The organism is Synechococcus sp. MEDNS5 (genome assembly GCF_014279875.1).
In the GTDB taxonomy this organism is placed as follows: Bacteria; Cyanobacteriota; Cyanobacteriia; order PCC-6307; family Cyanobiaceae; genus Synechococcus_C.
This window is the reverse complement of the sequence record NZ_CP047952.1, coordinates 2,188,663-2,207,460: the sequence shown is the minus strand read 5'-3', so window position 1 is coordinate 2,207,460 and position 18,798 is coordinate 2,188,663. Positions and strand designations below refer to the sequence as shown.

Below are 18,798 nucleotides of genomic sequence, written 5' to 3'. Positions count from 1 at the left end.
TGGGAGTGATTGGGACCATCTCCTCCCCAGGGCGACCGGTGCTGGCGGGGTCCCCCCCGCCTCTCATCCCTCGGGAGGTGTTGTTCGGCAATCCCGAGATCGCAGGGGTCTCTCTCAGCCCTGATGGCCAGCGCATTGTCTACCTTGCGCCCTCCGATGGCGTGTTGAATCTCTGGGTTCGAGATCTTGATGGCGACGCTCCGGCCCGCGTTCTCACCCAGCAACGGGAGCGTCCACAGCGTGCAGCCAGCTGGACTGCGGATGGCCGTTATCTGATCTCATCCCGGGATGCTGATGGCGATGAGAACACCGTGTTGGTTCGCATCGATCCCAGTACCGGAGAAACCACCGACCTCACCCCTGCCAAAGGCGTCAAGGCGATTTTGGTATCTGGTGATCAGGACGCTCCCTCCGAACTTGTGGTGGGTCTCAATGATCGCGACCCCCGTTTTCACGATCTCTATGTGATCGACGTGAACAACGGCCAGCGCCGCCTGCTGTATCGCTCCACCGATGATGGACGCAATGTGTCCGTGGATTGGATCGACGGGGTCTGGCAGCCGGTGTTGCGCTCTCAGGTGCTCGCAGACGGCGGCAGTGCCTGGGAACTGCGGCTGCCGGGTGAGGCCGACTGGAGACCCTTCCTCACGTTCAGTTTCGAGGACACGATCAGTGGGTCGGGACCGAGTGCGTTCACCCGGAATGGCCAGTGGCTTTACGGGATCCTGAGCACGGACGAGGAGATTCCCCGTCTCGTGCGTTGGAGTCGGGATCACCTCAAGACCTGTGGTGACGACTGCACCCCAGAGTTGGTGTATCGCTCTTCAGCCGGTGCCCTTGGGGGTGCCTTGAGTGATCCGGAAACCGGTCTGCCCGTTGCCCTGAATGAGGTGGATCTACGCCGTCGTCTCGTGGTGCTGGATCCTTCCATTCAGCAGGATGTCGATCAGCTGAAGCGGCTGGCAGGGACCAATGACTTCAGCGTGGTGGATCAGGATCTGAACGATCGCCGCTGGCTGGTGGTGGTTGGCTCCGATGACCAGGGTCCGCAATACCTTCTTTGGGATCGGGACCGACAACAGAGCCGGCGCTTGTTTTCAGTGCAGCCGCGGTTGGATGATTACGAGCTTCGTCCCATGGAGAGTCTGAATCTGCGGGCTCGTGATGGCAGGCGTTTGCCCAGCTATCTCACCCGCACGGCCCTGGGCGCCGATGACAGCCCTCGTCCTTTGGTGTTGCTTGTGCATGGGGGTCCCCAGGCCAGGGATTACTGGGGACTGAATCCGACGCATCAATTGCTGGCCAATCGTGGTTACCACGTGCTCAGCGTGAACTACCGAGGGTCCACCGGTTTTGGCAAAGCTCATCTCCTCGCGGGTGAGGGCGAGTGGTACGCCCGCATGCAGGACGATCTGGTCGATGCCGTCCGCTGGGCTGTCGAGGAAGGCATTGCGGACCCTGATCGCATCGCCATCATGGGTGCTTCCTATGGCGGTTATGCGTCACTGGCAGGATTGACACGGGACCCGGAGCTCTTCGCTGCTGCGATTGCGGAGGTGGGGCCATCCAATGTGCGCACCCTTCTGGAGTCGATTCCTCCCTATTGGGAATCCGTCCGCGTCATCTTCGAACGCATGATTGGCGTGGGCACTGTTGATCTCGACGCTATTTCACCGATTCGTCATGTGGATCGGATTCAGCGCCCGCTCCTGCTGGTTCATGGTGCCAACGACCCCAGGGTCAAGCTCAGCGAAAGCGAAACCATCGCTGAGGCGATGGTCGCTCGGCAGTTGCCCGTTGATTTCGTGGTGTTCCCCGATGAAGGCCATGGCCTGTCCAATCCTCGCAATGCGCTGGCGCTGACCGCTCTGGTGGAAGCTTTTCTCAGTGAGCATCTTGGCGGCCGGGCGCAGCCGTTCGGAGACGTGCTCGATCAGTCATCCATGCAATGGCGGCAACGTGCCCTCCAGCGCTCCGGATCCTGATTGCAGGTCCAACTGATCGGCCAACACGGTCAGTTTGAGTGCGACTTCCTGAAGCTCCCGCTCTGCCACCGAACCCCTCACGAGTCCGGCTCCAGCGGTGAGGTCGAGTTGAGAACCATGGGCGTGGCCGCAGCGGATGGCAACCCGCAGTTCGGAGTCGCCGGCACTGTCGATCCAGCCGATTGGAGCGGCATACCCTCCGCGCTCGAAGGGTTCAAGGCTGCGCAGCCAACCGATGGCCTGGCGTCTGGGCAGCCCGGCGACTGCCGGTGTGGGGTGCAGGGCGCCAGCCAGGAACAGCGGCAACTGGTTCTCGGCCGCCGCAGTGATCGGCGTATGGAGATGCATCAACTGTCCGTGCCGTGCGAGTTGGGGGCGCCTTGGTCTGCGAGGGGTCAGCCCGAGGCTCCTCAGGTGATCCGTGATCGCCTGCACCACCAATTCATGTTCCCTGCGGTCCTTTTCAGAATTCAGGAGCGACTCCCCGGTTTCAAGTCGACCGGCTGTTCCTGCCAAAGCATCGCTGCGGATCTGTCCGTTGCGCAGGCTGAGCAACCGTTCGGGAGACGCTCCAAAAAAGGAGTCCTGCGCGTCCCGCTGCCAGAGAAAGCGGCAGCTACCGGCCTGCTGGTGACGCAAGCGATCAAGCAGCGGCAGGGGATTGAGGGGCGCGCTGAGCTGAATCGATTGCCGAACGGCCAGCACGAGCTTGTGGAGTTCACCCTGGTCCACCAGCTCCAACCCCCGTTCAAGGGCCGACGCATAGCGCGATTCCCAATCGCCGGGGCTGACACTGCCGCGCACCGTTTCCGGCCACGGCTCTGACTGCTGGGGCTGGGCTTGAAGCTGCTCGGCCATCAACCAAAGTGTTTCGATCAGCAGACGGACGTCATCGGTTTCGTGGGCGACCCCGTGGATCCGAAGCCAGCACTGGTGACCCTGACGACTCAGTTGCCATCGGGGCAGCACGGCCTGCACGGAGGGCATGCCTCCCATGGGCTGCTGTTCGCTTGGCTGCTCGAAAAACGAGAAGGCCAGCAGGATCCGGGATCGGGCCTGCGCCGGCGCATCCGAAGAGCCTTCCACGACCCTGCCGAGGGTGGCATCGCAGAAACGCTGTGCCAGTTCGAATCGTTTCGGACCCGCGAGATCCAGATGGTGGCAGCGACCGGATGCGGCCAGGCACAGACCTGGAGCCCCGTCCCAAAGGAAGCGGAAGGGGTCGGAGGACCGCAGGCCTGGCAGGTGCCGCAGGGGGTCGAGGCCGCCGATGGGGACGGCCAGACTCATCACACAGTCCTCACCCTGGCGCTGCTCCCAGGCCTGCAGTGCCTGCTGGAGCCGATCGCCGAAGCGCATCGCCATCGAGCTGGGGAAGGACTTGGCCGACATCCGGGCGGCAGTGTTGAAAGGGTGCTGCTCAAATGTATGAGTCTTGATGAGGACTCCAGGGGTCCAGTCCATGTCAGATCGCCAGGCTGTTGCAACCCTTCACTCCCCGGATGCTGAACGGCGGCGTCTTTGGAAGGCGGCCATCAAGTGGCCGATGTACTCCGTGGCGGTGATGCCGATGCTGCTGGCCCTGGGCTGGAGGATCGGTGCCGGTCTTCCGGTGCGTTGGGGACAGGCCATCGCATTTCTTGTGGCAGCAGTTTTGCTGCTGCTCTGGGAAAATCTCAGCAACGATCTGTTCGATGCTGAAACCGGGGTGGATGTTGAGGGAAAACCCCATTCCGTGGTGGCGTTGTTGGGACGCCGCCGGCCGGTCCGCCGGCTGGCGGATGGCGCCCTGGTGGCGGGATTGCTGTTGATGGCGGTGATCGCCTTGCGCAGCAGCATCTGGGTGCTGGCCCTGGTGCTGCTGTGCTGCCTTCTGGGTTATCTCTATCAGGGTCCTCCCTTTCGTTTGGGATACCTCGGACTGGGTGAGCCCCTGTGCTGGATGGCCTTTGGTCCACTGGCCACTGCAGCAGCTCTGATGGTGCTCACCCCAATACAGCCTGTCGCCACGACGGCAACGGTGCCCTGGGCCTCAGCCCTGGCGCTCGGATCGGGTCCTGCGATCGCCACCACCCTGGTGCTGTTCTGCTCCCATTTCCATCAGGTGGAGACGGATGCTCGGCACGGCAAGCGCTCGCCCGTGGTGCGGATGGGAACGGCCCGGGCTGCGGCGCTCGTGCCCTGGTTCATTGCGGGCACCCTCGCTCTGGAATGGCTGCCGGTTCTTGATGGACACTGGCCGCTGACCGCTTTGCTGGGAGTCCTGGGCTTGCCTGCAGCTTCTGCTCTGATCCGACTGCTGCGCGACCATCACCGGAATGCTGAGAGGGTCGCCGGCAGCAAATTCCTGGCCTTGCGCTTCCAGGCGCTCAATGGGGTGGGGCTCAGCGTCGGTTTGGCGATCGGACCCCGGTTCGAGGCCGCTATTCATCAGCTGATCTGAGGGCATGACCCTGCAGCTGGTGTTCCGTCCTTATTCCTTCGCTCTGAGTCGGCCGCTTGTGACCTCCCGCGGGAGCTGGCAGAGGCGCCGAGGCTGGTTGCTCCGGATCGTTGATCCTGGTTCCGGTTTGGCGGGATGGGGGGAAGTGTCCCCTCTCGATCCTGGCGAGCAACGCTGCTGTGAGCGTGTGATCAGTGCTTGGTGCCTGCATGTGTGCCGCTCAAGTGAGGAGCTTGAGGCGCTGCTGCCGTCACTTCCCGCTGCCCTGGCCTTCGCGATCGGAGCTGCGCTGGCAGAGCTCGACGGTGTGGTGGGTGATGCCCATGCCAACGGTCAGCGTTGGCGCCCGCCGCCGCGATCGGCCCAACTGCTCCCCGCGGGGCATGCCATGCCCGCAGCGCTTGAGGCCCTGCTCGCGCAGCACGGGGAGGCTTCGGGCGAGTCGCCAATGGTTGAGTTGCTGACGCTGAAATGGAAAGTGGCTGCTGCCGAGCCAGCTTTGGAATGGAGGCTTCTGAGCCAGCTCCTCAAGCGTCTTCCCGCAAAGGTCAGGCTGCGCCTGGATGCCAACGGTGGCTGGGATCGGGCTACCGCTGATCGCTGGGCTGATGCCGTCGAGGGCGATCCGCGTCTGGACTGGCTGGAGCAACCGCTGGCCGCCGACGATCTTGAGGGGTTGTCGCGGTTAGGGGAGAGGGTCCCCGTGGCGTTGGATGAATCCCTGGGCCTGAACCCTGAGCTTCGTGAGTACTGGACGGGTTGGCAGGTTCGGCGTCCCGTGTTGGAGGGTGATCCGAGGCCCTTGCTTCAGGATCTGCAGCGAGGACGTCCAAAGCTGATGCTGAGCACGGCGTTTGAAACCGGCATCGGTGCTCGCTGGCTTGCTCTGCTGGCTCAGTTGCAACAGCAGGGTCCCACACCTGTCGCTCCCGGTCTCGCGCCTGGATGGACCCCTTCAGGACCGTTGTTCGCCTCCCAACCTGAGCAGGTCTGGGCCCATGCGGCGGAGGCAAGGCCATGACCTCCGCTGTCGCCGTTCTGTGCGACCCCCTGAGCCCTGAGGACACCGCGATCCGCCTGCAGAGGGCCTTGGGCAAAGGACAGTGGGTGCGGCTGCTCGGCCGTGATCCTTCGACGGACCCGGCATCTGTGCCTCTGCCGGCTGTTGGGTGGCTAGAGGCTGTTGGGTGGCCAGAGGCTGTTGGGTGGCCAGAAGGCCCTGGGCTGGTGTTGTCCAGTGGAGGCAGCACCGGAGGGCGATCCCTCTGCCTGCACCCTGTCGGCAATCTGGAGCGCTCGGCCCAGGCAACCGCTCACTGGCTTTGGGGCATCAACATCGATCCCACCACGGCCTTGGTCTGGAATCCGCTTCCGTTTCACCATGTGAGCGGACTCATGCCCTGGTGGCGGGCACGCCAGTGGGACGCTGCCCACGTCTGGTTGGCTCCCGAGCTGACCAAACATCCTGCTCAACTGCTGGAACGCAGCGTGCAACACCCTGCCTGGCGGCAGCGGCCGATGCTGCTGTCGTTGGTTCCTACCCAGCTGCGGCGTTTGCTGAGCGATCCCCGCGGTTGTCGTTGGCTGCAAGCGATGGATGTGATCTGGGTTGGTGGGTCGAGCTTGCCGGAGGATCTGGCTGCCGCCTCCCGCGAGGTCGGCCTGAAGCTGGCTCCGTGTTACGGCGCAACGGAAACTGCTGCGATGGTGACGGCCCAACGGCCCAGGGATTTTCTGATTGGGGGCGATGGCTGTGGTCAGCCCCTCGAGGGCGTTGATCTCCAGGTGGATGCGGATGGAGCCCTGGCTGTTCGCTGTGATCGCTTGGCTATGGCCAGGGTCGACCCTGCCGGCGAGCTGCATCCGCTCTCCGATCCAGAGGGCTGGTGGTGGAGCGGAGATCGGGCCCTGCTTTTAGAAACGGCTGCTCAGCTACACCTGCATGTTCTGGGGCGCAGGGATGGCGCAATCCTCTCGGGTGGGGTCACCGTGTATCCACCCCAGCTCGAGGAGCGCTTGCTGGTGATGGCTCGGCATGGAGGCCTGCCGCTCGAGGCTGTTTTGATGCTCGGGGAACCTCAGCTGGAGTGGGGCGAGCAGTTGGTTGCCTTGTTTCGTTGGTCGATCAGCTGTGGATCCGAGCCTCCGCTGGAGTCTTTGAAGGCCTTGGTCTCAGGCTGGCCTGCCGCTGAACGTCCGAGACGTTGGCTGCACTGCCCGGATCTGGAACCCACAGCGGCCGGTAAGTGGGAGCGTCAGCGTTGGCGCCAATGGCTGGCGTCGCAGCACTAGCGAGCCGTTTTTTCTGGTTCAGCCCGTTCAGAGCTCGCTGATCTGGCCGATCTGCGCCGCTTCCAGCCAGCGTTCAATCGCATCGGGCAAGGCACAGCGCTGTCGCGTCTCCGTGCTGATAGCGACGTGACGGATCCATCCACGGGCGACATCCTGTTGCCCCAAGAGGAAGCAGTGGTGCACCTCAAAGCTGCTGGGATCCAGGCGTTGTGGGGTGAGATGCACGCTGAGTTGATCGCCGCCATGCACCGGCCGGAGAAAGTCGGCACGGCAGTGCACCACCGGTAAGGCAATCGCTGGCCAGCGCTCCTGGCCGCGGCAGCCTGGAAACACAGCATGGGCTTCTACGCCGTAACGCTCAAGGCTCTCCTCCCAGGCCTCGTGGCACCAACGCAGCAGCTGATGAAAATGCATCACGCCAGCAGCATCGGTGTCACCGAAGCGCACCTTTTTTGAAAGTTGCAGCCAGCTGGAAGAGTCAGCGATCAACGGATCCCATGATCACGTCGATCGATCCAAGGATCGCCATGATGTCGGCCACCTTGTGTCCCTTGAGGATGTGGGGAAGGATCTGCAGGTTGTTGCTGTCGGCTGCCCGAATCTTGAACCGCCAGGGAGTGACGTCGTTATTCCCTTGGATGAAGATTCCGATCTCACCCTTGCCTGATTCCAGGCGGGTGTAGAGCTCACCATTCGGGATCTTGAAGGTGGGGGCAACTTTCTTGGCCACGTATTGGTAATCGAAGCCTGCGAATTCGCTGTCTTTGCCCTCGGCCATGCGACGGGCTTCCACGTTTTCCGTGGGTCCACCGGGGATCATGTCGCAAGCCTGACGAAGAATCTTCAGGGACTGGCGCATCTCCTCAATGCGCACCCGATAACGCGCGAAGCAGTCACCTTCCTTCTCCCAGGCCACATCCCAGTCGAAGTCGTCGTAGCACTCGTAGTGATCCACCTTGCGCAGGTCCCAGGGCACGCCTGACGCTCTGAGCATCGGTCCAGAGAGGCTCCAGTTGATGGCTTCCTCCTTACCGATCACACCCAGGCCTTCAATGCGACGCCGGAAGATGGGGTTGTTGGTGATCAGTTTCTCGTATTCATCGATCTTCGGACCAAACCAGTCGCAGAAATCACGGCACTTCTCCAGCCATCCCCAGGGAAGATCAGCGGCCACGCCTCCGATGCGGAAGTAATTGTTGTTGATCAATCGCTGACCGGTTGCTGCTTCCCAGAGGTCGTAAATCATCTCCCTTTCCCGGAAGATGTAAAAGAACGGAGTCTGGGCGCCAACATCAGCGAGGAAGGGCCCAAGCCAGAGGAGATGGTTGGCGATCCGGTTCAGTTCCAGCATCAGCACCCGGATGTAGCTGGCACGCTTGGGCACTGGAATGTCGGCCAGTTTCTCCGGGGCGTTGACCACGACGGCCTCGTAGAACATTCCCGCCGCGTAGTCCATGCGGCTCACGTAGGGCACGAACATCACGTTCGTGCGGTTCTCTGCGATCTTCTCCATGCCGCGGTGGAGATAGCCGATCACCGGCTCACAATCCACCACGTCTTCGCCGTCAAGGGTTACCACCAGCCGCAACACCCCGTGCATGGAGGGGTGATGGGGGCCGAAGTTGACCACCATCGGCTCCGTGCGCGTTTCCAGCTGCGTCATGGGGCCGGTACAAAACGTTCGTGTAGGGATCTTAGGAAGGACCCATGCCCGATCAGCTCCCCGATCCCGATTCAACCTTTCAGCATGTGCCGGTCCTGGCCGATGTTCTGTTGAATGTCTTGGACCAGGAACCCAGTGACCACTGGCAGTCTGGCCGGGCTGTGGATGCCACGCTGGGCGGAGGGGGGCACAGCAGTCTGTTGCTGGAGCGTTATCCCGGGTTGCGTTTGATCGGGCTCGACCAGGACGCCACTGCGAGAGTAGCTGCCGCAGAACGTCTCCGCCCCTGGCAGGAACGGGTCACCATCGTGGCCGCCAACTTTGCTGATTACAGCCCTCCTGAGCCGGTATCCATGGTCCTGGCGGATCTTGGCGTCAGTAGTCCACAGCTCGATGTGGCGGAGCGCGGGTTCAGCTTTCGCCGCGATGGCCCCCTCGACATGCGCATGAATCCGGAGGGTGGGGGTGAGACGGCGGCGGAGTTGATCGAACGGTTGGAGGAGTCCGACCTGGCCGATCTCATCTACGCCAATGGCGAGGAACGTCTGTCCCGCAGGATCGCTCGCCGGATCAAGGCCGATCTGGCGGCACAGGGGGCCTATGCAGGCACCGCCGCCCTCGCTTACGCGATCGCCGGTTGTTATCCACCCAAGGCCCGGCGTGGGCGCATTCATCCTGCGACCCGCACGTTTCAGGCCCTGCGCATCGCCATCAATGACGAACTGGGGGTGTTGGAGAAACTCTTGAGCTCAGCTCCTGATTGGCTGCAGCCGGGAGGTCTGCTGGCGATCATTAGCTTTCACTCCCTTGAGGACAGGCGCGTGAAAACGGCATTTCTCCAGGATGAGCGGCTGGAGAGGATCACCCGTCGCCCGCTGGTGGCCTCTGAAGAGGAACAGGAGCAGAACACGCGCAGCCGCAGCGCCAAGCTGCGCATTGCCCGGCGACGATCAGCTGAAGACGCCAGATCAGAGCGAGGTTGAACTCTCGCCTCCCAGCAAGCTGGTGTGATCGGTCGTTCCGAAGAGCTGGCGGTAAGCCGCCGTTGTAATGCAGGCCACGATTGGAGCGGCGGCCAGAAGGCCGACTCCGCAGAGCAGGGTGCCAATCACGATGATCACAGCATCAACGATCAACAACAGCACCACCCACCACCAGGAGGGGTCCACAACATCCCTTCCCCGTTGGATGGTTTCGAAGGGGGCTTGCCTCTCCATTAAGGCCACATAGGGCAAGAACAGTTGGTTCACCGAGAGATAGATGAATAGAATCAAAGTGATGATTCCAGGGATCCAAATCAAGGCTTCGTTGACCTTGCCAAGTCCGAAGGCCACACCCACGCAGATCGCCAGGATCAGCAGAAACACAATGTTGAGGGCGATCGAACGCACAAACAGCCGACCTGCAGCGGAACTATCCCAACGGGAGAAGTGTGAGAACTCAGGTTTTCTTCCTTCAAGAGCGGTCCATGAACCCCGGACCATCCCGATCACTCCCCAGAGGTTGATGATCACCGATCCAATCACCCCAACAATGGTCAGTAAGGTTTGGACTGAACTCTCGAACCATAAATTGAAGACATTGGCAAGCAATTGAAAGATTGCCGAGAGAATGCCAACCAGCAGAGTGAAGAGAATGAATTGCCAGGGAGCTTTGGTGAAAGCTGTCCAGCCATCTTCAACAGCCTTCAGAACGTGGAGGCGACCGTTTTCAGGTACTGCTGTCATGGACAGGCTAATTAATTGCCCGAAAGGTAACCGTTTTGACGGACTTTTCCAGGTTTTGTGATGAGCGGCAAACGCTTAGTCATTTGTCTCAGCTTCCGTGAAGCTGGTTGATGCATGCAGAGATCACGTCCACAGCGCGATCGATCTCGGCCGCTGTTGTCGTTCGCCCCAGGCTCAGGCGTAAGGAGGCTTCCGCTTCGCGGCGGCTTCGGCCGATTGCCTGCAGAACATGGGAGGGTTCTCCCCTGCTGCATGCGGAGCCGCTGCTGCAGGCCAGAGAGCGCTTCAGGCAGCGATGCAAACGTACGCCTGAGACATCGGCAATCGTGATGTTGAGGTTGTGAGCCAGCCGCGGCTGATGGGCTCCATTCATCTCCAATTGGGGATGGCGTGACTTCAGGCCCTGCCAAAGTCGGTCCCGCAGCAGGGTGAGCTGCTGCTGCCAGGTTTCCAGGTCGGCGTGTGCCAGGTCTGCCGCCGCAGCGAAGCCCACAATCAGAGGCACGGGCAACGTTCCTGGCCGGAGCTCCTGTTCCTGGCCTCCTCCCCAGAACAAAGGCTGGATGGAGACGCCGCGGCGTTTCACCAGCGCGCCGATTCCCTTGGGGCCATTCAGCTTGTGGGCGCTGAGGCTGATGAGATCGCAGCCCAGCTCGTCCCGATTCAGGCGGAGGTGCCCAAAGGCCTGGGCCGCATCGGTGTGCAAAGTGATGCCCCTGCTCCTGCAGAGGTCCGCAAGCGCGCGCAATGGCTGGACCACGCCGATCTCGTTGTTGGCCGCCATCACGCTCACCATTTGCGTGTCGTCGCGAAGCACGTCGTTCAGCATGTCTGCATCGATCAGGCCGTTGTCCTGGGGACGCAGCACGGTCAGCGCAAAGCCTTCCCGCTGCAGTTGGTGCATGGGATCCAGCACCGCATGGTGTTCCGTGGCCAAGGTGATCACGTGGCCGCAACGCCCTTCAGCCTTGGCGCGGGCGCGGGCATGGCCCAGCAGAGCGAGGTTGTTGGCTTCCGTTGCCCCGCTGGTGAAGATCAGCTCGTCATCCTCCACTCCCAGATGGGAGGCCAGCCTGTGGCGCGCTGAAGCCACGGCTGCCGCTGCGGTGAGTCCCAGGCGGTGTTGCCGACTCGAGGCATTTCCCCATTCCTGCTCCCACCAAGGCTTCATCGCCTGCACCACCAGTGGATGGCAGGGAGTTGTGGCCTGATGGTCCAGCTGGATCAGGTCGCCTGGGATCAAATCGGCGCTTGTTGTTGGCAGCATGGTGTGACGTTGTGATCGATGCGATGCGTGCCTTGTGCTTGATCTCCAGTTTGGGCCTGATGGCGGCATCTGCTGTTCAACCCGTGATGGCCGAGGGGATCAGCCGCGACGAAATCCTCGAACAGATGAAATCCATGCGTCCCCCGGATCTGGTCGTCCTTGAAAAGCGGGATGTGGGCGGTGAGTACACCCTGGGGATTTTTGCGATCAAGCGCGACCCGGCCAATCCAGAGCTGCGCAAATTCAAGTTGTGGCAGGAGTATCCCGACAACCTGTTGATTCCCAGTGAGTCGGTGGATTGCAGTGTCGAGGAACCGGTCCGGGTCACCCGGGATAAGGAAGCGCTCTACATCCGCAAACTCAACCCCGGTGGCCCGGTGCGCGCCACAGCAAGGGAAGATCATCTGGTGTGGTGGGCGGCTTGCCATCCCGAACTGGCTGGTCAGGATCCCGGTTCATTGACGGATAAGGCCAGGGAACTCGGTTATTCCACTCTGCTGATCGAATCTCAGGAAGTGCTGCGGTTGCCTGGGGGCTGACCCACTTAGATTCCGCCCAGACTCGATCTGGTCATGACTGCCTCAGTGCCCGAGCAGCCACCCGTTCGTCTGTTGCTGGTCGACGACGAACCCGGTCTGCGTTCTGCCGTTCAGGCTTACCTCGAGGACGAAGGTTTCGAGGTGGCCACGGCTGTGGATGGTGAGGAAGGTTTCAATAAAGCCCAGCAGATGCTCCCGGATGTGGTGATCACCGACGTGATGATGCCCCGCCTCGATGGTTATGGGCTGCTCACGCGTCTGCGGGCCGACGAACGGCTGGGGGGCACACCTGTGATTTTCCTGACGGCCAAGGGAATGACCGCTGACCGCACGCAGGGGTATCTCGCGGGAGTTGACGATTACATCCCCAAGCCCTTTGACCCCGATGAACTGGTCGCTCGGGTTCGCAACGTGGCACAGCGCCAGCAGCGCCTGCTTCAGGAAGCAGCTCGCTTTGCAGACGCAGACATGGGGCAGATCGCGAAGCAGATCACTGAAATCCGTTCGCTGCTGGCCCAGGCGGAGGCCCTTCCCGCTCAGGACCCCGTGCAGCACAGCTTCACGCCACGCGAGAGCAGTGTTCTCCAGTTGGTCGCCGAAGGGTTGATGAACAAGGAAATCGCCAGGCAGCTGGAAACGTCGATTCGTAACGTCGAGAAATACGTGAGTCGTCTGTTCATCAAGACCGGGACCTCGAGTCGCACAGAGTTGGTGCGCTACGCCCTGCAGCATCGCCTGGTGGAGTGAAGGGTTGGCGGCCAGCCTCATTGAATCAGGGCTGGACCTATTCGGATCGCATGGAAAGGTCCGAGTCGGGTCGGATGTTGAGTGCAGTGATGGCCAGCCGCTATGGCCACTCACCCAGGGATGTCTGGCAGCGCCGGATCCAAACCGGTGAAGTGTCCCTCAACGGACAGTCTCTTCACCACGATGTGCTTGTTGGTGCAGGGGATGTCGTGCAATGGCGACGACCTCCATGGCTTGAGCCTGCGATCCCGGATCAGTGGTCCGTCGTCTACGACGACGGTGACATGCTGGTCGTTAACAAGCCCTCAGGTTTGCCGGTGATGCCTGCCGGCGGATTTCTGCAGCACACCCTCTCGGCCTTGTTCATGGAGACCAGTCGATTGGCAGGCGCTGGCCAGGTTCCCAAGCCGGTGCATCGTTTGGGACGATTCACCTCAGGGCTTCAGGTGTGCGCGCGCCGACCACAAACGCGGGCCAAACTGTCCCGGCAGTTCCGTCCGGAGGGCGGTTGCCGCAAGACCTATCTGGCCTGGGCCCATCCGGTGAGCGGGTTGATTGCAGATGAGCCGATGGTGGTGACCACCGATGTGGTGGAGCGTTCCCATCCGCTACTGGGATGGGTCTGGGGGCCTGATCCTCAGGACGGAGAGACTTTGCGCAGACGCCTGCATGCCCGCAGTGAGCTTCGCCTTCTGAAGCGCTGCGATCAAGGCGATCTTGTGAAGGTGGCCATCAGCACCGGCCGGCCGCATCAGATCCGCATTCACTTGGCTCAGCTGGGGTCACCCTTGTTAGGGGATCCTCTTTATCTGCCGCAGCAACGGATTAATGCTGCCGCTGTGCCTGGGGATGGTGGCTATCGCTTGCATGCCCACACGCTGGTGTTTGAGAACGGCCTGCATCTCAGCTGTGAGGCCGGGTCTCGGTTTACCCCGGGTTAACCGCTGCTTGCCAGGATTCCAAAGTTGTAGGGCCGTTGGTTGTGCGTCGCTCACTGTCTGTTGTTGCTTTGAGTTCACTCCTGTTGGCCGCCGGGTGCTCAACGGGTGAAAGAGAGGCTTCGAAGCCTGAAGCCAAAACCTTGGAAGTGGCCTTTTGCAGCATCGAGAAGGGAACCTTCATTGATGCAAATAACGACGGTCAGTTTGATGTTGGCGATACCGTTTCATACAAACTTGTTGTTGCTAAAACTTCAGACGATGGAGGTTGCGACGATTCTGATGGCTCGTTTTTTGGTATCGAGCAGGTTGTCGAGCGGCGGGACGTTGATGGTGAAGATGTTTTCTTGACGAGCGCTCAGGGAACCTTTGTTTTCAAAGACGGCAATCTGCAGGTCCGCTCGATGGGACATCTCCAGGCTGATGCAGCCCAGATGCAGGTCATGACAGAAACCGGGGCAATGGATTTGGCAATCAGCGACATCATTCCGGTGAAGCACCAAGCCACTGTTGTTGGACAGGGAGGCATCTATGCCGGTTTCATCGGAACGGCAATGTTCTTCCCCGGCAATCCCCCTGTCGCTGAGTTCAAGCTATTCAATCGCTTCGGCTCCTGATCATTCTTTCTTTCGAAATTCGATCAGCCTTGAGAAATAAAACGGTGCTTTATTCAAGCTCCGTCGAACAGGCTCGTAGCCACAGTCCATCGCAGCCTTGACGATGCCTTGCTCCTTCAAGGTGTAGGCACGGGTTGTTTTGCTGGGGCCTGGAAACAGCTGGCCGATGCTCTTCAGCAGCGCCAGCAGTGGGGTGTAGGGGGCAAAGCTCACAATTAACCGCTGCTCGCTGAGGCTGCAGAGGTGTTTCACCATCTCTTCAGCGGCTGCCTGGGGGTAATGGATGAAGACATCCAGGCAGCACACCGTGTGGAAGGAGCCGCTCAGGCTTTCCAGGTCACTGGCGAAGAAGTTGAGTTTGGTCATGTTGAGGCCGGCCTCGCGGGCCCGGCGTTCCGCTTCCTGGGCCATCGCTTCGGAGATGTCGCTGGCGCTGATCGAGCCTGCGCCCATCGCCGCCAAGGGCAGGCTGAGACTCCCCACACCGCACCCGGCGTCACAGAAGCTCACGTCGCTGAGTTCGCCGCTGTCTTTGATCCAGGCCAGCACTTCATCCACGGTTTTCTGATGGCCGATGCGGATGTTGCGCTGCACCTTGTTCACGTCGTCGGATTCGCTGTAGATGCGATTCCAGCGATCGAAGCCAGTGGTTTCGAAATACCCCTTCACCTCCTGCTTCTCGGCCAGCTTGTCCTTCAGCTGCTGTTCAGGGGTCATTGGCTTGGTGGTGCGTCGGCGGGATCTTAAGCAGCTTCTCGCCAGGCAAGGGATGCCCCCTCCTCGCTCAGCTCCCAGCGCAGCAGCTGGTCCATGGGTTGCCCCACCAGCCCTTCAAGGCTGTGATCCATGCCGATGACCCGTCTCGGTGCCATCGTTGCGGCCCAGATCGCCCCATCCGCATCGCCGCTCCAGCGGGCGAGCCGGCAACAGCCTTCGAGCAAGGGCAGGGTCACGCCCGCGAGGGTTCCGTCCTCCAGCCGGCAGGTTCCGTCTTGCACGTGCAGCACGCGCTCGTCCCAGCGGTGCTCACCATCCGCCAATCCATAGGGCGCGAGCGCATCACTGACCAGCACAAGCTGGTCGCCGGCCATGCGTTGCAGCAATACCGCCATGGTGGGGTGCACATGAACGCCATCGGCGATCAGGCCCAGGGCAATGCCGCCGCGACGGCAGGCCTCTCCTACGGGGCCAGGCGCCCGGTGATGCAGGCCAGGCATGGCGTTGAACGCATGGGTCAGCATGCCGACCCCCTGATCGAAGGCGGATGCGGCCTGGTCAGCGCTGGCTGTGCTGTGGCCCAGGGCCACCGTGATTCCGAGGGCGTTCAGCTGGTGAATCACGTGGTCTGCGCCCGGTTGTTCCGGGGCGAGCGTCACCAGGCTGATTTCGGTTTCAAAACCGGCGATTCGCCTCTCCAGCTCCGCAAGGCTGGGTGGGGCGATGTGTTCGCTCGGGTGAGCGCCCCGGCGCTCTGTTGCCAGGAAAGGACCTTCCAGATGCGCCCCCAGCAGGCGGCAGCGGCCCTGTTTGTGCAGGCCCCTGGCCTGGCGCAGCACGGAGAGTGCACGGCGCAGGGGTTCGACGCCACAGGTGACCAGGGTTGGAGCGATGGCCTCGACACCATCACGCCACAACTGCTCGAGAAGCTGCAGCAGTCGGGGGAGATCGTCGTCGCAGAGTTCAGGGAAGGCAAGACCGAGCCCACCGTTGATCTGCAGGTCAATCCCCCGTGGACTGAGCCAGTCGCCGTTCCAGCTCTCTCCTGCCATCGCCGCCATCGCCGGCATGGGACCGATCTTGGTGATCACACCTTGATCACTCAGAATCAGCCAGTGCAGACCATGGCTTGGTGTTGATCCAGGGCATTGAGGCAGTCGCACGTGGGTGATCCGGCGCATGCGGGCGGTCTGGTGCGGGACGATGGAAGTCTCGCCTTCCCTGCGCGTTTTGCCTGTTGCCGTGACGCCTTCCAATCCAGTCCAGTCACCGATGTCACCGCAGGTGGCCGTGATCATGGGAAGTGATTCCGATCTCCCCACCCTTCACCCGGCGATTGAGGTTCTGGAGAAGCTCAACGTTGCTGTCGAGGTGCGCGTGTTGTCGGCCCATCGCACACCCTTGGAGATGGTGGACTTTGCCCGTGAGGCCCATACCCGCGGTTTGCAGGTGATTGTGGCCGGTGCCGGCGGCGCGGCTCACTTGCCGGGAATGGTGGCGTCTCTCACCACCCTGCCCGTCATCGGCGTGCCGGTGCGCAGCAAGGCCCTTTCAGGCGTCGACTCCCTGCATTCGATTGTGCAGATGCCGGGTGGCATTCCCGTAGCCACGGTTGCCATCGGCGGCGGGCTGAATGCGGGATTGCTGGCGGCGCAGATCCTGGCGCTCCAAGATCACGCCTTGATGGAGCGTCTCGGGGCTTATCGACGTCAGCTTCATGACGTTGTGACCGCGAAGGATCAACGCCTGGTCGAGCTCGGGTCTGCGGCCTATCTGGAAGCCATGGCCACAATGCGTGCAGCAGACAATGCCCCATGAATGGTCCCGCCTGTATGCGCTGGAGCCTGGCGTTGCCTCTGCTCACTCTCAATCTTTTCGTGCTGCGGCAGCTCACGGTTCCGCTGGCTCCGTTTCCCGGCCTCTTTCTCACGGCGGCACTGATCGCTTTTCTTCTTGATATTCCCTGCGTCTGGCTCACCGGCCGCGGCCTGCCCAGGTGGCTGGCGATCGTGATGGTGACCGTATTCACCATCAGCGTGCTGGTGTTCGCTGGGATCACCCTGGTGCCTCTGCTGATCGACCAGCTTGGACAGCTCATCAATGCCCTTCCAAGCCTGCTCAACAAGGCCGAGGGCTGGATCACAAGCCTTCAATCTTTGGCTGATGCGAGGGGATTGCCGAGTGAATTCGGTGACCTGAGCAGTGATCTCCTCACCCGCGCCGGTCGGGTGGCCAGCCAGATCAGCCAGAGGCTGCTCGGCATCCTTGGGGCAACCCTGGGAACCACCATCAACACCGTGATTGTGTTGGTGCTGGCGGTGTTCTTCCTGCTGGGTGGCCGCTCGATTGCGGCGGGCCTGGCCCGATGGCTTCCCACGGCCTGGCGTGAGCTGGTGATCAGCACGCTTTCACGCACATTCCGGGGATACTTTGCCGGTCAGGTCTTGCTGGCTCTGATCCTGGCGGTGGGGCAGATCGTGGTCTTCACTGTTCTCCAGATTCCTTACGGCGTTCTGTTCGCCGTTTTGATCGGTTTCACCACCTTGATTCCCTACGCGAGCGCCCTCACGATCATTGCGGTTAGTGGGCTTCTGGCCTTTCAGGATCCCAAGACAGGCCTTGAGATCCTGGTGGCGGCGATCCTGGTCGGTCAGCTGGTGGATCAGGTGATCCAACCTCGGTTGATGGGCAGCATCGTGGGACTCCAGCCGGCCTGGTTGCTGATCGCTCTCCCCCTCGGTGCCAAAGCCGGAGAGCTTTATGGCTTTGGCGAGCTGCTGGGTTTGCTTCTTGCCGTTCCGGTGGCCAGTTGCTTCAAAACGCTGGTGGATGCCTGGGCAGAGCGTCAAGGCATCCCTGCCAGCAGTGAGCTGATCAAGCCTGAGCGGGGATGATCCCCCGACTCACCAGTGCAGCCACCACTTCGTTGACACAGGTATCGAGCTCGCCAGCGCCCGTGTTCACGGAGAGTTCGGGATGCTCCGGGGCCTCATAGGGGCTTGAAATCCCTGTGAATTCTTTGATTTCGCCCGCCCTGGCTTTGGCGTAAAGGCCCTTGGTGTCGCGTTCTTCGCAGACGCTCAGGTCAGCTGAGCAGAAGATCTCCAGAAAGTCACCGTCTCCGACCAGCGCTCGGGCCTTGTCGCGATCAGCACGAAACGGGGAAACGAACGCTGTGAGAACGATCACACCGGAGTCAAGGAAGAGCTTGGCCACTTCGCCGATGCGGCGAATGTTCTCCTCCCGGTCAGCGTCCGAGAAGCCAAGATCGCGGCAGAGACCATGCCGGACGTTGTCGCCATCCAGCACATAGGTGGCCAGGCCGCGTTCAAACAGGGCTTGATTCACGGCATTGGCAAGGGTGCTCTTGCCTGCTCCACTCAGGCCTGTGAACCAGAGGATGGCGCTGCGATGGCCGCGCTGCTCAGCCCTCGCATCGCGGTCTACCGAGGCCTGATGCCACACGATGTTGGTGGCCTTCGTAGACGCTGAGCTCATGGCAGAGGTGAGGGGAACAATCGAGGGAGCATTGTCGCTCAACCGCCGGCCCGCTTCGGTCGGTATCCCTCCTTCGTTAAAAGCTCCAAGGCCAGATCCACCTGGTCACCCTGCAGTTCGATCAAATCTTCTTTCACCGTGCCGCCACTGCCGATCCTGGTTTTCAGCTTTTTGAGAAGGGATTTGAAGCCGGCAGGGTCGAGATCCAGTCCGCGGATCACGGTGACGGTCTTGCCACCCTTGCCCCCCCGGGTGGGCTGGACCCGCACCCTTTGCTCTGCCTTGGGTGTGGGCTCCGACGACGCTGCCATTGGTCGCTGCAGACTGTCGATGTTGCTGAATTCCTGCCAGCCTCCCTTCGGCAT

Annotated in this window: 20 protein-coding genes; 11 read left to right on the top strand and 9 right to left on the bottom strand. The window is 61.5% G+C overall.

The window, feature by feature from the left end:
- The first annotated feature begins 38 nt into the window (after positions 1–38).
- A complete protein-coding gene (locus SynMEDNS5_RS11900) occupies positions 39–1,985 on the top strand; it encodes a S9 family peptidase (protein ID WP_255440164.1) in 1,947 nt (648 codons plus the stop codon).
- Here the strand turns inward: SynMEDNS5_RS11900 and SynMEDNS5_RS11895 are convergent.
- Entirely contained in the window at positions 1,938–3,377 is a 1,440-nt protein-coding gene (locus SynMEDNS5_RS11895; RefSeq protein WP_186583554.1) for an isochorismate synthase MenF, read from the bottom strand. The genes SynMEDNS5_RS11900 and SynMEDNS5_RS11895 overlap by 48 nt on opposite strands.
- A 70-nt stretch (positions 3,378–3,447) precedes the next feature.
- Here SynMEDNS5_RS11895 and menA point away from each other — a divergent pair, with 70 nt between their 5' ends.
- Genes menA through SynMEDNS5_RS11880 form a run of 3 tightly spaced genes read left to right on the top strand, consistent with a single transcriptional unit; the run spans position 3,448 to position 6,720 of the window.
- A complete protein-coding gene (gene menA / locus SynMEDNS5_RS11890; protein WP_186583553.1) occupies positions 3,448–4,428 on the top strand; it encodes a 2-carboxy-1,4-naphthoquinone phytyltransferase in 981 nt (326 codons plus the stop codon).
- Between the two features lie 4 nt (positions 4,429–4,432).
- A complete protein-coding gene (locus SynMEDNS5_RS11885) occupies positions 4,433–5,449 on the top strand; it encodes an o-succinylbenzoate synthase (protein ID WP_186583552.1) in 1,017 nt (338 codons plus the stop codon).
- Positions 5,446–6,720 carry an AMP-binding protein gene (locus tag SynMEDNS5_RS11880; RefSeq protein WP_186583551.1) on the top strand — a complete coding sequence of 425 codons (1,275 nt, stop codon included), beginning with the start codon at positions 5,446–5,448 and terminating at the stop codon, positions 6,718–6,720. Before SynMEDNS5_RS11885 ends, SynMEDNS5_RS11880 begins: the two co-directional genes overlap by 4 nt.
- A 27-nt stretch (positions 6,721–6,747) precedes the next feature.
- On the opposite strand, the gene SynMEDNS5_RS11875 is transcribed toward SynMEDNS5_RS11880, so the two are convergent.
- Positions 6,748–7,209 carry a thioesterase family protein gene (locus SynMEDNS5_RS11875; protein ID WP_186583550.1) on the bottom strand — a complete coding sequence of 154 codons (462 nt, stop codon included), beginning with the start codon at positions 7,207–7,209 and terminating at the stop codon, positions 6,748–6,750.
- A complete protein-coding gene (locus tag SynMEDNS5_RS11870) occupies positions 7,199–8,383 on the bottom strand; it encodes an NAD(P)H-quinone oxidoreductase subunit H (RefSeq protein WP_011934201.1) in 1,185 nt (394 codons plus the stop codon). The genes SynMEDNS5_RS11875 and SynMEDNS5_RS11870 overlap by 11 nt, the downstream gene beginning before the upstream one ends.
- Positions 8,384–8,427: 44 nt before the next feature.
- Here SynMEDNS5_RS11870 and rsmH point away from each other — a divergent pair, with 44 nt between their 5' ends.
- Positions 8,428–9,366, top strand: a complete 939-nt coding sequence (gene rsmH, locus SynMEDNS5_RS11865; protein ID WP_186583549.1) for a 16S rRNA (cytosine(1402)-N(4))-methyltransferase RsmH — start codon at positions 8,428–8,430, stop codon at positions 9,364–9,366.
- Here the strand turns inward: rsmH and SynMEDNS5_RS11860 are convergent.
- Together SynMEDNS5_RS11860 and SynMEDNS5_RS11855 are read right to left on the bottom strand one after the other, a co-directional pair.
- Complete coding sequence (locus tag SynMEDNS5_RS11860) at positions 9,352–10,110, bottom strand: hypothetical protein (protein WP_186583548.1); 759 nt, start codon at positions 10,108–10,110, stop codon at positions 9,352–9,354. The genes rsmH and SynMEDNS5_RS11860 overlap by 15 nt on opposite strands.
- An 88-nt stretch (positions 10,111–10,198) precedes the next feature.
- Complete coding sequence (locus tag SynMEDNS5_RS11855) at positions 10,199–11,377, bottom strand: cysteine desulfurase family protein (RefSeq protein WP_186583547.1); 1,179 nt, start codon at positions 11,375–11,377, stop codon at positions 10,199–10,201.
- Between the two features lie 23 nt (positions 11,378–11,400).
- Between SynMEDNS5_RS11855 and SynMEDNS5_RS11850 the strand changes: the two genes are divergently transcribed.
- From SynMEDNS5_RS11850 to SynMEDNS5_RS11835, 4 genes are read left to right on the top strand one after another with little or no spacing between them, the layout of a single operon-like run.
- Positions 11,401–11,916: a hypothetical protein gene (locus SynMEDNS5_RS11850; RefSeq protein WP_186585999.1), complete on the top strand. Its 516-nt coding sequence runs from the start codon at positions 11,401–11,403 to the stop codon at positions 11,914–11,916.
- Positions 11,917–11,949: 33 nt separating this feature from the next.
- Positions 11,950–12,663, top strand: coding sequence for a response regulator transcription factor (locus tag SynMEDNS5_RS11845; RefSeq protein WP_186583546.1), 714 nt, complete (start codon positions 11,950–11,952; stop codon positions 12,661–12,663).
- 50 nt (positions 12,664–12,713) lie between these two features.
- Positions 12,714–13,604 carry an RluA family pseudouridine synthase gene (locus tag SynMEDNS5_RS11840; RefSeq protein ID WP_186583545.1) on the top strand — a complete coding sequence of 297 codons (891 nt, stop codon included), beginning with the start codon at positions 12,714–12,716 and terminating at the stop codon, positions 13,602–13,604.
- Positions 13,605–13,645: 41 nt separating this feature from the next.
- Entirely contained in the window at positions 13,646–14,218 is a 573-nt protein-coding gene (locus tag SynMEDNS5_RS11835; RefSeq protein WP_186583544.1) for a hypothetical protein, read from the top strand.
- Here the strand turns inward: SynMEDNS5_RS11835 and bchM are convergent, their stop codons facing one another.
- Together bchM and SynMEDNS5_RS11825 are read right to left on the bottom strand one after the other, a co-directional pair.
- Positions 14,219–14,935 carry a magnesium protoporphyrin IX methyltransferase gene (gene bchM / locus SynMEDNS5_RS11830; RefSeq protein ID WP_186583543.1) on the bottom strand — a complete coding sequence of 239 codons (717 nt, stop codon included), beginning with the start codon at positions 14,933–14,935 and terminating at the stop codon, positions 14,219–14,221.
- A gap of 26 nt (positions 14,936–14,961) precedes the next feature.
- A complete protein-coding gene (locus SynMEDNS5_RS11825; protein WP_186585998.1) occupies positions 14,962–16,116 on the bottom strand; it encodes an N-acetylglucosamine-6-phosphate deacetylase in 1,155 nt (384 codons plus the stop codon).
- Positions 16,117–16,231: 115 nt separating this feature from the next.
- Here SynMEDNS5_RS11825 and purE point away from each other — a divergent pair, with 115 nt between their 5' ends.
- Complete coding sequence (purE, locus tag SynMEDNS5_RS11820) at positions 16,232–16,753, top strand: 5-(carboxyamino)imidazole ribonucleotide mutase (RefSeq protein WP_186583542.1); 522 nt, start codon at positions 16,232–16,234, stop codon at positions 16,751–16,753.
- Positions 16,750–17,829 carry an AI-2E family transporter gene (locus tag SynMEDNS5_RS11815; protein WP_186583541.1) on the top strand — a complete coding sequence of 360 codons (1,080 nt, stop codon included), beginning with the start codon at positions 16,750–16,752 and terminating at the stop codon, positions 17,827–17,829. The genes purE and SynMEDNS5_RS11815 overlap by 4 nt, the downstream gene beginning before the upstream one ends.
- Here SynMEDNS5_RS11815 and cysC read toward each other — a convergent pair.
- Positions 17,810–18,433, bottom strand: coding sequence for an adenylyl-sulfate kinase (gene cysC / locus SynMEDNS5_RS11810; protein WP_186583540.1), 624 nt, complete (start codon positions 18,431–18,433; stop codon positions 17,810–17,812). The genes SynMEDNS5_RS11815 and cysC overlap by 20 nt on opposite strands.
- A gap of 38 nt (positions 18,434–18,471) precedes the next feature.
- Positions 18,472–18,798: a translation initiation factor gene (locus tag SynMEDNS5_RS11805; RefSeq protein ID WP_186583539.1), complete on the bottom strand. Its 327-nt coding sequence runs from the start codon at positions 18,796–18,798 to the stop codon at positions 18,472–18,474.

Excerpts from the sequence above, each read along its gene's own strand:
- SynMEDNS5_RS11850 (WP_186585999.1), top strand. The coding sequence starts at position 11,401 with ATGCGTGCCTTGTGCTTGATCTCCAGTTTGGGCCTGATGGCGGCATCT.
- purE (WP_186583542.1), top strand. The coding sequence starts at position 16,232 with ATGGGAAGTGATTCCGATCTCCCCACCCTTCACCCGGCGATTGAGGTT.
- SynMEDNS5_RS11825 (WP_186585998.1), bottom strand. The coding sequence starts at position 16,116 with ATGCGCCGGATCACCCACGTGCGACTGCCTCAATGCCCTGGATCAACA.
- rsmH (WP_186583549.1), top strand. The coding sequence starts at position 8,428 with ATGCCCGATCAGCTCCCCGATCCCGATTCAACCTTTCAGCATGTGCCG.
- bchM (WP_186583543.1), bottom strand. The coding sequence starts at position 14,935 with ATGACCCCTGAACAGCAGCTGAAGGACAAGCTGGCCGAGAAGCAGGAG.
- menA (WP_186583553.1), top strand. The coding sequence starts at position 3,448 with ATGTCAGATCGCCAGGCTGTTGCAACCCTTCACTCCCCGGATGCTGAA.
- SynMEDNS5_RS11880 (WP_186583551.1), top strand. The coding sequence starts at position 5,446 with ATGACCTCCGCTGTCGCCGTTCTGTGCGACCCCCTGAGCCCTGAGGAC.
- SynMEDNS5_RS11805 (WP_186583539.1), bottom strand. The coding sequence starts at position 18,798 with ATGCCGAAGGGAGGCTGGCAGGAATTCAGCAACATCGACAGTCTGCAG.
- SynMEDNS5_RS11860 (WP_186583548.1), bottom strand. The coding sequence starts at position 10,110 with ATGACAGCAGTACCTGAAAACGGTCGCCTCCACGTTCTGAAGGCTGTT.
- SynMEDNS5_RS11845 (WP_186583546.1), top strand. The coding sequence starts at position 11,950 with ATGACTGCCTCAGTGCCCGAGCAGCCACCCGTTCGTCTGTTGCTGGTC.
- SynMEDNS5_RS11885 (WP_186583552.1), top strand. The coding sequence starts at position 4,433 with ATGACCCTGCAGCTGGTGTTCCGTCCTTATTCCTTCGCTCTGAGTCGG.
- SynMEDNS5_RS11870 (WP_011934201.1), bottom strand. The coding sequence starts at position 8,383 with ATGACGCAGCTGGAAACGCGCACGGAGCCGATGGTGGTCAACTTCGGC.
- SynMEDNS5_RS11855 (WP_186583547.1), bottom strand. The coding sequence starts at position 11,377 with ATGCTGCCAACAACAAGCGCCGATTTGATCCCAGGCGACCTGATCCAG.
- SynMEDNS5_RS11815 (WP_186583541.1), top strand. The coding sequence starts at position 16,750 with ATGAATGGTCCCGCCTGTATGCGCTGGAGCCTGGCGTTGCCTCTGCTC.
- SynMEDNS5_RS11895 (WP_186583554.1), bottom strand. The coding sequence starts at position 3,377 with ATGTCGGCCAAGTCCTTCCCCAGCTCGATGGCGATGCGCTTCGGCGAT.
- cysC (WP_186583540.1), bottom strand. The coding sequence starts at position 18,433 with ATGAGCTCAGCGTCTACGAAGGCCACCAACATCGTGTGGCATCAGGCC.
- SynMEDNS5_RS11840 (WP_186583545.1), top strand. The coding sequence starts at position 12,714 with ATGGAAAGGTCCGAGTCGGGTCGGATGTTGAGTGCAGTGATGGCCAGC.